The organism is Paenibacillus sp. O199 (assembly GCF_001636635.1).
GTDB lineage: Bacteria > Bacillota > Bacilli > Paenibacillales > Paenibacillaceae > Paenibacillus > Paenibacillus marchantiae.
Genome location: NZ_LGRP01000007.1, coordinates 113,432 through 126,445, shown reverse-complemented (window position 1 = coordinate 126,445; position 13,014 = coordinate 113,432). Strand labels below are relative to the sequence as shown.

The 13,014-nt window shown below is 42.5% G+C and carries 12 protein-coding genes; 9 read left to right on the top strand and 3 right to left on the bottom strand.

What is annotated here, in order from left to right; genetic code table 11:
- The first annotated feature begins 6 nt into the window (after window positions 1–6).
- The 6 genes from A6049_RS12985 to A6049_RS12960 all read left to right on the top strand — a co-directional run bounded on the left by A6049_RS12985 (window position 7) and on the right by A6049_RS12960 (window position 6,396).
- Window positions 7–435, top strand: coding sequence for an Rrf2 family transcriptional regulator (locus tag A6049_RS12985; RefSeq protein WP_063565052.1), 429 nt, complete (start codon window positions 7–9; stop codon window positions 433–435).
- A 37-nt stretch (window positions 436–472) separates the two neighbouring features.
- The gene (locus tag A6049_RS12980) at window positions 473–1,021 is read left to right on the top strand and encodes an NADPH-dependent FMN reductase (protein ID WP_063565051.1); all 549 of its coding nucleotides are present in this window, start codon (window positions 473–475) and stop codon (window positions 1,019–1,021) included.
- A 183-nt stretch (window positions 1,022–1,204) separates the two neighbouring features.
- The gene (locus tag A6049_RS12975) at window positions 1,205–2,611 is read left to right on the top strand and encodes an outer membrane protein assembly factor BamB family protein (RefSeq protein ID WP_063565050.1); all 1,407 of its coding nucleotides are present in this window, start codon (window positions 1,205–1,207) and stop codon (window positions 2,609–2,611) included.
- Between the two features lie 198 nt (window positions 2,612–2,809).
- On the top strand, window positions 2,810–4,033 hold the full coding sequence (locus A6049_RS12970) for an RNA polymerase sigma factor (RefSeq protein WP_063565049.1): 1,224 nt from the start codon (window positions 2,810–2,812) through the stop codon (window positions 4,031–4,033).
- A gap of 169 nt (window positions 4,034–4,202) precedes the next feature.
- Complete coding sequence (locus A6049_RS12965) at window positions 4,203–5,183, top strand: SDR family NAD(P)-dependent oxidoreductase (RefSeq protein ID WP_063565048.1); 981 nt, start codon at window positions 4,203–4,205, stop codon at window positions 5,181–5,183.
- 190 nt (window positions 5,184–5,373) lie between these two features.
- Complete coding sequence (locus A6049_RS12960; protein ID WP_063565047.1) at window positions 5,374–6,396, top strand: phosphotransferase enzyme family protein; 1,023 nt, start codon at window positions 5,374–5,376, stop codon at window positions 6,394–6,396.
- Window positions 6,397–6,566: 170 nt separating this feature from the next.
- On the opposite strand, the gene A6049_RS12955 is transcribed toward A6049_RS12960, so the two are convergent.
- Together A6049_RS12955 and A6049_RS12950 are read right to left on the bottom strand one after the other, a co-directional pair.
- Window positions 6,567–7,193, bottom strand: a complete 627-nt coding sequence (locus tag A6049_RS12955; RefSeq protein WP_095206076.1) for an HXXEE domain-containing protein — start codon at window positions 7,191–7,193, stop codon at window positions 6,567–6,569.
- Window positions 7,194–7,217: 24 nt separating this feature from the next.
- A complete protein-coding gene (locus tag A6049_RS12950) occupies window positions 7,218–7,799 on the bottom strand; it encodes a TetR/AcrR family transcriptional regulator (RefSeq protein ID WP_063565046.1) in 582 nt (193 codons plus the stop codon).
- A 281-nt stretch (window positions 7,800–8,080) separates the two neighbouring features.
- Between A6049_RS12950 and A6049_RS12945 the strand changes: the two genes are divergently transcribed.
- Complete coding sequence (locus A6049_RS12945) at window positions 8,081–8,995, top strand: poly(ethylene terephthalate) hydrolase family protein (RefSeq protein ID WP_063565045.1); 915 nt, start codon at window positions 8,081–8,083, stop codon at window positions 8,993–8,995.
- Between the two features lie 150 nt (window positions 8,996–9,145).
- Here A6049_RS12945 and A6049_RS12940 read toward each other — a convergent pair whose 3' ends face one another.
- Window positions 9,146–10,261, bottom strand: coding sequence for a GntR family transcriptional regulator (locus A6049_RS12940; RefSeq protein WP_063565044.1), 1,116 nt, complete (start codon window positions 10,259–10,261; stop codon window positions 9,146–9,148).
- Between the two features lie 408 nt (window positions 10,262–10,669).
- Here A6049_RS12940 and A6049_RS12935 point away from each other — a divergent pair, with 408 nt between their 5' ends.
- Together A6049_RS12935 and A6049_RS12930 are read left to right on the top strand one after the other, a co-directional pair.
- Window positions 10,670–12,049: an ABC transporter substrate-binding protein gene (locus tag A6049_RS12935; RefSeq protein WP_063565043.1), complete on the top strand. Its 1,380-nt coding sequence runs from the start codon at window positions 10,670–10,672 to the stop codon at window positions 12,047–12,049.
- Window positions 12,050–12,120: 71 nt separating this feature from the next.
- A complete protein-coding gene (locus A6049_RS12930) occupies window positions 12,121–13,014 on the top strand; it encodes a carbohydrate ABC transporter permease (protein ID WP_024631712.1) in 894 nt (297 codons plus the stop codon).

Here is a 13,014-nt window from a genome sequence, read left to right as displayed (position 1 = left end):
GCTGCTATGAACAGTGAGCTAAGTGTTGTCATCTATATTCTGGTTCTCCTTAGTTCACATGAAAATGAGAAGTTAACCAGTACTCAGATCTCTGAAAGGATTCGGGTGAACCCGGCGAGGATACGCCGAGTCCTTAGCTCGATCAAAAAAGTGGGATACGTTAAGTCAAAAGAAGGTATTGACGGTGGTTATGTTTTGTCTAAAGACCCGTATGAGATAACCTTGAAAGATGTGTACACCCTGGTGTCTTCCAAGCCGCTTCAGATCCCCAAACCATCCATTATGAAAAAAGGGAATTTAACAGCAGAGGTAGATATTCAGCTCGCAAACATTTTCATAGAAAGTGAACAGCAGTTAATGCAGCAGTTAGAAAAAATCACCCTAGGCAGCATGCTTCATGTGATGAAGGAATGTGCGTTGGAAACCATGGAATAGTTTGATGATGAAGAAGAAATCATAGGAGGTTAATGTTGTGAAATTAATCGGATTATCCGGGTCACTGATTGGATCAAAGACACCAGTGGGTGTGGATGCTGTACTCCAATTCGTAAAAAATAATCATCCAGAAATTGAAGTGGAACTCATAGATTTAAGAGATTATAAAGGGATCGAATTTTGCGATGGTCGCAAGTTGGAGGAATACAATGAAGACACCCAGTTGGTGGTCCAAAAATTGATTGATGCTGACTTTTACGTTATCGGCACACCAATATATCAATCCTCTCTGACAGGCGTACTGAAGAATGTATTCGACCTTCTGCCCGTGCAGAGCATTTACAATAAAGTGATGGGTTTTATAGCAACCGGGGGCACCTATCAGCATTATTTGGTAGTGGAAAATCAATTAAAACCGATTGCCGGCTTTTTCCGCTCTTATGTCGCACCAAGCTATGTATATCTGAATAGTGATCATTTTGATGCTGAGAATAACATTAAAGATACTGAAGCACTAAGTCGGCTGGAAAAGTTGGCTGAGGAACTGGTCTTCATGCAGACTCAATTAAAAGCTTCATCGAGCTGAACAAGGAGTCGCCAATTTGGCGGCTTTTTTCGTTTTAAATTCAATATAAATCTCTTAACAATAGTATAACTATTATGCAATTCAATGCGTTATATTCATAAAGATTATAGATACGATAGCTCTCTCAAGAAATACACATCTATTAAGGTAACTAATGTAGAAACGATTACAATGGAGGGTATTATGCTCAAAACGAAAAAGAATCAACCGTTTACAAATTTGAAAGGTCAACTATTCCGATGTATCGTCGCAAGCTTTATAGCTGTCGGGCTTATTACTCTGGGGGGGAACGCCCTAATTCTGTCTCAGGCACATGCAGACGCACCTGATGTTTCGGTACGCAACTGGTATTCCTATATGGGGATATCGGTACCCGAACTTAAGCCTTCCTGGACTGCACAAGTGGACAATTATTTGAATATGAACGAACCTTATATTGGTCATCAGGCAGTAGCGGAAGAGGGGAAGGTATTCACTTTCGCTGATAGCAAACTGATCTCATTGGATGCAAAGACAGGCAAACGGCTATGGTCTTACGGAAAAGGATTAACACCTTATGTTGTTTATCATAATAACGTCATTTATGGGCTCACTGAGGATCATAAGCCTTATGCTTTGAACGCGAAGACAGGAAAAGCGATATGGCAATCCGGTTCATCCACATGGATCGATACACGGTATCGTACAGAAATGTTAGTTCCAACGGGTGATACGCTTTATATTATCCAAGGTAGTACAACATTTGCATTTGATATAAAGACGGGCAAGCTAAAGTGGCGGGCTGACGAGCCGCTTGGTGAAGGAAACGGTACCGACTACCTGGAGGAATCTAATGGCGTCGTGCTTCGAACCTTTTTTGTACAGGGGGCACTTACGTCCATCCAACTAAATGCATATGACAAGAAGACAGGCAAAAAGTTATGGGATGCTTTCGGTCAAGGAGAAGCACTTCAAATTAAAGACGGTCTCGTGTATTCGGTTGATTATCATTCTTCCAAACTGACAGAATATCAATCAAAACCGGAACGTAAAGTGAGTGTGAATGCCTATAACCTCAAGACTGGCGTACAAAAAGGGAGCCTTGAATACAACTGGAAAATGAATGGTGATCCACCGTATGACTATGGGTATGGGAGTGTATTTGCAAGCAATGGAAAGTTATACATTGAACAAGGAGATCGGGTGGCGGAATACAACTTTGACAAATATATAGCTAATGCGGATCCGCTTCGGACTTATCCGCGCCCTTTTTATAAAGAAAACGGGCTGTCGCTTGGTATCGTGCAGGAAAGGCTGATATACAAAAATGAAACAACGGGAGAACTAGCGGGTATTAAGCTGGTGAATGGACAGGAAATCAAGTGGTATGGCGACGCGCCTGTTGCTCAGATTAGCGTGTACGGCAAAGGAATGTACCGGACGCAGCGTAACGGAACAATGTTGGGGATTAATATGTTGACTGCTACACCCGTCTTTCGGGTAACCACCGGAGCAGATTTACACGAAGCGACGCTGAAGACAGACGGTATGATCATAATACAGGCGGAGGGTAAACTCCTCGGTGTAAAGCTGCCCGCATCGTTGAGATAAGCAAAGGCTGAGTTGTGTTTTCATAAAGAACAAAGGTAGCCGGTCAGTGAATCGGCTGCCTTTGTTTGTTTTTCATCTTCAAAAAAGCAAAATTCATATCTTAGAGATGAAGTAGCCAAAAATTATTTTTTCTCATGCGTGGCTTTTTCGCTTCCTCCGGTGTCTAATTAAATGTAAATCAAGAGGAGGTTCCCCACCATGTCAGGAGCTCATGACACGAAACCTGTTTATCCGGATGAACAGGAAAGCATCACCATCTTTGAGAACACGTATGAGCAATATCGTCAACGAATCAGCAAATACTTCTCACTGAAATTGAACCCGTTGGTTGCAGACGATTTGACCCAACAGGTATTTTTGAAAGCAGTCGAAAATATTCACAGCTTTAAAGGAAGCTCAAATTTATTCACCTGGATCTTTAAGATTGCTCAGAACACGGTGAAGAACGAATATCGCAGGTTATCACGACAAAAAGAATCTCCTTATGATTTTACAGATTATGAATCGCAGTCGATCTCTCTTGAATTTACGAAACGTGTTGATATTCGCATTGATATTGGCTCTGCGTTGCAAAAGCTGGATGAGATTGATCAGGAGATTATTGCATTACGCTTTTTCGTTGACTGCACATTGCCTGAAATATCCAAGATAGTTGGACGACGGGAAAGCGCAGTAAAGAACAGACTGTACCGGGCATTGGAGAAATTAAGAAAAGAACTGAAAGAGTGGGGGGATATTGCCATCATGTCTATTCATGAACTGATTTCCATTGTAAATAAAGGTGAAAACCAAGATACGAATGATCGTACGACGAAAGTGCATCAAGATTTGTTCGATGAACTCAACAATAGTGTTGAACGAGTGTCGACCAAATATAAACATCATCCATCACAAAAGGTAGTTATTGAAATTTATTCTGATCTGCCAACGTTTCATCAAGCTGTCGGAGAAACAGATGCCCCCAATTGGTTTATGGGCACATATGAAGGGCGTACTCTGAAAATTGTCTCTCCATTGAACCCGGGACCGGAGCATACGTATCAATCCATTCTGAAAGGCACAGTCCACTTGTTTGCCATGTGGCTAATCAGCGACATTAATCCTGCAGCTCCCAAATGGATAAGACAGGGCATTGGTGGATATGAAGCTAAACAGATGTCCCAAGATTTCATTAAAGGATCAACGGAAGATAGCATACGCAATCAGTCGATTCCATCTTTTGATGAATTAAATAACGATACGTGGGATTTTGAAACGATGAAAGGTTTTCAGTTCTCTTACATGATGGTGGAATTTGTGGTTGAGCGATACGGAGTAGATGCATTGAACAAACTAATCCGCAGTCCTCAAGATTTCGAAGGGATCTTTCAATGCAGTGAGACTGAACTGCATGAGCAATGGGTGAAGTATATAAAAATATAATTGAAATATAACCTTATACTGTTGATTGTAAGCCCCGGTGATGAACCGGGCTTTTTTTGTATGAGTAAAGGTTTGGGGCATTGAAGTAGATGAATTCGTTCATATTTGACTTAGAGTACACTCTAAGCTGTAAACTTGAAGAAGACACATCTGGAAGGAGATTATTTTGATGAACCAGGATAATAAGTCAAAAACCTCACAACATAAAATCGGTTCCGGATTCAACCATCGTACGACAGCTGAGGAAGTATTGAATAACACGGATTTATCAGGAAAACTTGCTATCGTCACGGGTGGATATTCCGGATTGGGACTGGAAACTACACGTGCACTCGTTCGTGCTGGAGCCAAGGTTATTGTGACCGCACGTCGGCCAGCCATCGCCAAAGAGGCTCTTGCAGGGCTAGCTAATGTAGAGATTGATGAACTTGACCTCGCAGATCTCACTAGTGTCCGTGCTTTTGCCGATCGTTTTCTGGCAAGCCACCGGAGTATCGACATGTTGATCCTTAATGCGGGGATTATGGCTTGTCCAGAAACTCGCGTAGGGCCGGGCTGGGAAGCACAATTTGCTACGAACCATCTTGGACATTTCACACTAACTAACTTATTATGGCCTTCACTTGTCAGCCATGGAGGAGCACGGGTTGTATCCGTTGCATCAACAGGGCATCATTTCTCACCAATTCGTTGGGACGATATGCAGTTTGAGAACGGCTATGAAAAGTTTCCTGCATATGGGCAGTCCAAAACAGCAACCATTTTGTTTAGCGTCGAACTGGATAGACGTGGTGCAGATCAGAGAGTGCGTGCGTTCTCTGTACATCCGGGTGGAATTCTGACGCCGTTGCAACGACATATGCCGAAGGAAGAAATGATTGCATTGGGCTGGATTGATGAGTCTGGTCAAGTTGCCAATCCAAACTTTAAAACACCTGAGCAAGGGGCAGCAACGCAAGTATGGGCAGCGACTTCTCCTCAACTTGAGGGAAAAGGTGGCGTGTACTGCGAGGATTGTGACATCAGTGAGCCAGCTCCTGCGGACGGAGCCTTCTTTGGAGTCAAGGATTATGCCATCGACCCTGAGCAAGCCCGTCGTCTATGGGAAGTTTCAGCCCAGTTGACTCAAACGGATCTACCAACCTCTTAAGATCTTCTTTTCTGTTCATGAGGAAAGTCGCCTGAAATGGCGGCTTTTTTTGTGTTGGAAATGCCCTTCGTGAATAGCCACCTATGTAGAAGATGTTTTATAATCGTTTGTTATATACGCCCCCAATGGTCTGTTCTGTATAATTCGTTGTACATCTGGATTCGCTTGCGGATGATGAATGAGGAGGACAATGATGACTTTTTTTCAAAATGGGACACATGAAGAACTTGAATGTTTGCTCGTTCAGGCGAGAAGTGTATGTCTAAGGGCATTAGATCAGTATGAATTAGCATGGGATTGTATACATTTTATTCAGTTGTCAGATACCATCACGTACAAAATCGATACATCTCCATTGAAAAGCTATTTGCTTCGCATTCATTCCAATCGGCTAAGTAAAGAGTCTATCCGTTCAGAACTTACTTTGCTTCAATCATTGGGCACATCTGATGATCTCCACGTACCTCAGGGTGTGGCGAGTCGCGATGGCTCGTATGTTTTGTTCATAGAGGCAGAAGAAGAGGGGATGTACTTTTATGTCACGATGATGAATTGGGTGGACGGAGAGCATATGGATGGAAATGAGGTTAATGAACGTTGTGCATACCGTATGGGTTCTATGGCCGCAAAACTCCATGAAGCAATTACCCGTTTTGTACCATCTGTTGATTTTTCTCGTCCCATATGGGGAGAAGAGAGTTTTAAAGTGGATATGACCAAACTGAGACGTTATTATACAAGGTTTTTATCCGATCAGGCATGGAAGACGTATCAGAGAGCATCCCATAAAATATTATCCCAACTTGCAGACTTGGATCAGAATCCACAGCATTACGGAATCATCCACGGAGATTTACATATTGGTAACATCGTATTCAACGATGAACAACCTAATCCAATTGATTTTGGACGATGTGGCTACGGATATTATCTTTACGATATAGCAAACACAATATTAGGGCTTTTTCCCGCACAACGTTTGGAGTTCATCAGAGGTTATGAAAGTGTAAGGACACTGCCAACAGATTATGTTGAGGTTCTGGAAAGTTTCTTTATCATGTGCATAATTGAGAATTACAGCCACCACTCTTCCGATCCTAGAGAAGCATCACGATTAATTGATGAGCAGCCGTACGCACAAGCGTGTATCAGAGAATATTTAATTAATGCTCCATTTCTTTTCAATGGGATAGAAGTACAGGAAGTTACTTAAATGAATGTCTTGGAATCAGCTCTACTGCTTTTTATCTTGCTCGCATGGCATCACGTCTTCAGGAAGTTTCAGAAAAGTTCAAGTTTGAAATATAATCATTTCAAAAGAGAAACGTAAAACGCATCGAATCCATAGACGCGATGCGTTTATTTTATATTGAAGTCACAGGTTTATTTTTTAGTATAAGATCCTAATTGTTTTTGTGAAAAAGGATGAACGGAGTTTTTGTTTCTTAGCCACATATTGCCTTTAACAATTAAAACATAGACAGCTACAACAAAATAAATGGTGCTCCACATCCAATTTGCTGGTGTTAACATATTCTGTTCATAGGCACTTTTAATGTACCAGATTCCAATTGGCAAATGCAGAAATATCGCTGAAAATAATCCGGGATTATATATGCTTTTTGCTTTTATATTAGCGAAGATGCCATGCCAGATAATCTGGAAAAATCCCATTAATATAGGTGCCAGACCCAGCCATACAACGGAAGGGAAGAATACAGGCGGTAAATAAAACACATAGGCGATAATCAGATTAATAATCATGGCTGACTGCTGATTTAACGGATATCTCTCAGGTGTTTTACTTTGGAACAAAACTTTATTAAACAAACCTGCAAAGTAACCAGGCCATCGATATTCTTCAAATTGATGCAGGAGTATGGCAACAAAGCTTAACCATAAAATGCTGTTAATACGCGGAAGTGTTCCCCAATTCAAGATGAGATAAATACATACAAGGCATGCAATGATCAATCCCAAGTCTTGCCAATGTTTTCTTAACATGTTCAACTGAATCGCCTCCATCAATGTTGTTTAATGAAAGTATCTTTCAAAGAGCAAGTCAATTTGTGCTTCTATCGGAGCAATCTTCACAGAAGCTCCTTTTTCCAGAATAGGACTCATAAGTGCCGGGAGAAAAAGCGCCCCGAAAACTTGCGTCATCATTGTGGTCAGTCGTTCCGGTTGTTGCTCTCCGGTTATCTCTTTTAACGTATTTTGAACTTTGGGGAACCCCAATAAATTTAAGAATGAACCGTATTCCTGTTGAGATGAGAAATCTGCTGAACCCATAAGAATAATTCTGGATAACAATTCGGGATATTCACGGATGACTTGTAAATAATCCATTAAGAATTGCTTTAATCGATCTCGGGCGGGAATGGATAATTCATCGAGTATAACAAAGGTATGCTGAAAGCCACTCAGAATCATTTTAATAGATTCACTGATCAAATTTTCTTTGGAGCCGAAGTAATAATTAACCAGGGATACATTTGTGCCAGAGGCTTCGGCAATTTTTCGTATGGTGATGCCTTCAAATCCACTTTGTTTGGTGAACTCTAGTGTGGCTTGCATAATCTTTTCTTTTGTTTCACTTTTCTTGTCTGGTTCCATATGTAAAACCTCCAATAAAGTTATTCAAACAATGTTTTAAACAGTGTTTGAATTTATATTAGCACGTTTTCCTAATTTTGCAAGTCATACATTTGGAGTATTGACCATTAACTAAGAAACATCATTTCGAAGGCTTTTCATGAAGACATGTTCAGTTTTTCGTGGGTGTTTTATTATGAAATGCGAAAAGGTTGATGTAACAAAAATATCTCTAAACAAAAAGCGTTATACCTGTGGTATGTTTTACGTACGAATACCGCTTTAATGTGAGAGGAGATTGTATGCCACAAGTGAAAAGAGTAATTCGGAGCAAGTGGTTTCTATGGATAACAGGTGTTATCGGTATTTTTATCGCTGCATTTTGCGTATTATCCTTCTTCCTGGTAAATTCGGTATCGGCTACTTTTGAAGCCGGAAGTGTTGAAGAAAAATATGCTCTACCCGGCACGTACGAGGTAGATACGCTGGAGATCAAGGACGAGCAAGGCGAGAAGCTGTACAGGATTTATTCTCCGCAATCAACGGATGTCTTGCATCCCCTCATCGCTTGGGGCAACGGAACCGGGGCATTACCTGACAATTATGATCAGTTGTTAAGACACCTGGCCAGTTGGGGATTTATTGTCATTGATACATACAGTCAAACCACGGGTACAGGAAAAGAAATTATGGCTGCGATCCAATATATGCTCAGTGAAAATGAAGCGACGGTCAGCCCGTTCTATCACAGGATTCAAAAAGATCAGGTCGGTGCGGCAGGGCATTCGCAGGGATCAACGGGTGTGATTAACGCTCACACGAATTTTGAGAACGGGGATCTCATCAAAACGGTTGTATCGATTGCTCTGCCTGAGCTGAAATATTGTGATCCAGAGGACGTGTATGATACATCAGCGCTGAAGGTTCCATTTTTTGTTATAGGAGGAACCCGAGATTTCATCATCTCCCCGTCAGACTCCAACAAATTGGCCTTGAACAATACCAGTCCGGATCTTCCGGTCTTGATGGCCATGGCTAAGGGCGCTGCACATACAGCGATAGAGCAGGATGGCGGGCAGCATAGAGGTTATTTGACAGCTTGGATGAGATATCAATTAATGAATGATTCGGAGGCAAGCGTGGCCTTTGTTGGAAAGCATGCTGAAATAGGAACGAATAATCATTGGAAGAATGTTACTTCCGCAAATTTACAATAGTCATGGTTCACATAAATCGAAGGACCCTTCTGAAATGGAAGGGTCCTTCGATTTATGTGGAAAACAATTTGAGGCATTGAAATGGCTTTATCTAATGCCACTATAAACGTTTTCAGAAAATTCATCCTGTTGAACACCAAGTAACGGTAGCTATGATTTCGCCTTTGCTGTTGATTGTCTGGGAATAAGCATCGTAGGTAATTTAACTTGAAGGTACTCACTGTTTGGATTCTCCACTTGTTTCAGGATGACTCTGCCCGCTTCTCGTCCGAGTTCAAGTTCCTGCTGTACAACAGCCGTGGGCGGAATGATACAGAACTCCGGAAATTCGACATCATCGAAGAACACGACAGATAAATCTTCTGGTACAGAGATTCCCATCTGCATCGCCGCTTGAATAACATGAGGGCTGAAATTGGAGGATAGAAGGGCCGTCATCTGCGGATTGGCCTGTAAAAACTTCTGAATCATCATGATAACCTCTTCATCGCTGGCACTCATGGCCAGACGTGTCATCTGTATACTGCGATCAATCAGAATATGACGGTCCTCCAAGGCTTTCTCATACCCATGCAATCTGTCCTCAATACTTGATGTTCCCTCAGCAAGAGTGGAAATAAAGCCAATTCGATTGTGCCCAAGCTCATGAAGATGCTTAACCGCCTGAATAGCTGCCTCATGGTTGTCCGAGCTGATGGAGTTGGTCTCCACCCCTTTTAGATTGCGGTCCAGAAGGACAAGGGGAAAGCGATTTAGCGTAAGCGCAAGAATCTCATTGTTATAGTGCTCACCCTCAACGGGATAGATAATTAGTCCTCTGACGCCTGCCTGTTTCATTTCCTGAATTTTGAGAATCTCTGTCTCTTGTGAATCATTCGTCTTGGCAAATAACAATTGATAGCCATTCTCTGAAAGGGTGTCCTCAATTCCGCTCAGCAGATTGGCGGTGAACCTATTGTCAAGACGGGGGAGAAGGAACCCGATTGTTGGTACTGTGAGCTGCTCTTTTACCGCTGAAGTGATGTTATGAATTTCCTCTGGACTGTGATCGTTAACAAAGGTGCCTTTGCCTTGAAGTCGGTAGACCACTCCTTTATCAACTAGAGCAGTAAGGGCATTTTTCACCGTGATACGGCTCACACTGAATTGTTCAGCCAGTTCATTTTCGGAAGGAATTCGGCTGCCCGGTTTCCAATTTCCGCTTCGAATCTGGTCAATGATATAAGTCTCGATTTTCTTGTACATTGGCTTGAAGGTTCTCACCATCGCATTTTATCTCCATTCACTATTAGTTCGTTCTAAATATATTATATTAATACAACATATACAAGTGCTAAAAATCAATAACAAGTGAGTAAGACAAGAAGATTGAAATTACGAACAAATATGATAAAAAAACCTTATGAATAAACAATTTATTAGAAATACAATTTGTTAAGTTGTATTTAAAAATAAACATTTACAAGTAAAAGTATGTTGTTTATATTGTTTTTAAAGTTTGTTGGATAAAGCGTTTCCAACGAGCCTTCACAATCTTATCTATGCCACAAATTTATTCTCGAGTGTTCCTTAATTCGAAAAAGGGGGTGCAACGGTTCTTAACACTAATTGGTTGCTGTGGAATATTCATTAAGCTAGGAAAGATCAAAAATTAAAGATAAGGGCGGTTAAAGGATGAAAAAAAGAGCAGGCATGATCGTTACTTTGATAACTGTTTTCTCACTCATTGTAAGCGCTTGCGGTGATGCGCAGTCCGGGGGGACGGAACCCAAAGCGAGTAAAGAGCTGACGATGTGGACGTGGAAGGTTGCTTACACGCCAGGGATTGAAGCAGCTGCGAAATTGTATGAAGAGAAAACAGGAATCAAAGTCAAACTCGAGACCTTTACACCAGATGATACGTATCGCCAAAAATTCCAGGCGGCAGCCAACTCCAAAAATTTGCCGGATATTGTGAACTGGTGGGCAACGGCAGGCGATTCCATCGAGAACTCAGTGCTCGAACTGTCAGGTGAAGTCGACGATGATCTGTTGAACAGCTACTACAGTGCTGCAATGGACCCGATCATTGTCACACAGAGCCAGGTTGATTCCTGGAAAGAAGACAAGAACGCCACCACAATTCAAAAGTCACTGAAGACTGGCCAGTTCTACGGACTGCCGCTTGATATCGGAGGATTCTTTACTTTCTATGGTAACAAGAAGCTGATCGAAGAAGCAGGGCTGACAGCCGAAGCGCCAAAAACATGGGAAGAGTTTGTCACCATGATGGAGACTGTCAAAGAGAAAACAGGTACTCCTGGGCTTGTGTTTGGTGCAAAGCTGCCTGATCTGTGGGAGAACTGGGCCGGTTCGGCACTGTCCATCATGCTGAACGAACCTCAAGGTTATATTGATCTGCTCGAAAGAAAGTCTAAACTAAGCGACCCTTCAAATCTGCCGGTAGTGAAAGCGATGGAGACACTGGCAAACAAAGATCTGCTTATGCCGGGAATTTTGTCAACGGATATTGATGGAGCAGACCAGGCGTTTGCTGCTGGCAAAGCCGCTTTCGATCTCGGTGGTTCCTTCACAATGTCTACGCTACTGGCTATGGGAATGAGTCCTGACGATATTTTCACCTTCCCGGTACCTCCGCTTGAAGGATCGAAAATTAACAGCTGGACGACTGATCCATTCACGTTAACGATGTTGTCAGTAAATAAAGATTCGCAGAACAAGGCTGAAGCGCTCGATTTCATTAAATTCCTCACCGGTGATCCGGATGCTGCTGTTGCTTTTGCTAATGCGGCGTATACAGTACCTGCGCTGAATCTGGGCGATCGTGCAAATGATCTGGACCCGAACCTGAAATCAATTTCAGATGCATTCGCTGCCGAACCTGGTCCTTACAGTCAAGCTTCACCTGCAATCAATACGTATCGTGGCAAGCACAAAGAGTGGGAAGTGTATGCCCAGTCCATGCAATCCATGATCGAGAAAAAGATGACTGCTGAACAAGTCGCCAAGAAGTTCGACGACACCATGGAAAGTCTGAAAGCGAGCGGGAACTAGAACACCAAAGCAATTGGCAAGCCCCGTAAGGGGCTGTCGATTGCCAAATTGAGAGCAAAAGGTGATTGATCATGATAAAAAGTCGAAATAAGTGGATGCCGTATCTCTTTTTACTGCCTGGCGTGCTTTTGTTTCTAGCCATCGGCGTGTATTCGGTCGGATTCTCGATCATGCTCAGCTTTTATAACTGGTCCGGGATCGATTTTTCCACCGCAAGGTTTGAAGGTCTGGCGAATTTTCGTCAGTTCCTGCTCGGTGATGATCCGATTGTAACCCGGAATTTCTATAATGCCGTTCTGCACAATCTGATTATTGCCGTTTCACAGGTTGTGGTCGTCGTTCCAATCGCACTTGTGCTGGCATTTGTGCTGCAAAATACGAAGGCAGCAACGTGGTACCGGACGATTTATTTTCTGCCGATGATCGCATCTGGCGTAGCTATCTTTTATGTATGGAAAGGTTTGTTTGAACCTAGTGGAGCATTCAACTCACTCTTCTTATGGATGGGCTTGGATTTCCTTGCTGTACCTGGTGGAATGCTGGGGAGTTCGTCTACTTCTTTACTCGGTATTATTTTGACATCAATCTGGGGCGGTCTGCCTGGAACGCTGATTCTGTACTACGCTGGTCTGACTTCCATTGATCCGACACTATATGAAGCAGCAAGTGTGGATGGTGCCAAGAAAACAACCATGATATTGAAAATTACCTGGCCGTTACTGAAGCCAATCACGCTTATTGCCGTCATTCAGATGGTGAACGGAGCCTTTCAGGCTTTTGAGAATGTGTTCATCATGACAGGCGGCGGACCGGCTGGCAGTTCGGAGGTTATTGGTACACTCGTGTACCGCACAGCTTTTCTAAACAATGATTATGGTCTGGCCAGCGCAATCGGCTGGGTATCATTTCTGATTACAGGTGCCATTGCCATATTCAGTATTCGCTCATTCAAGGCAGACATCTAA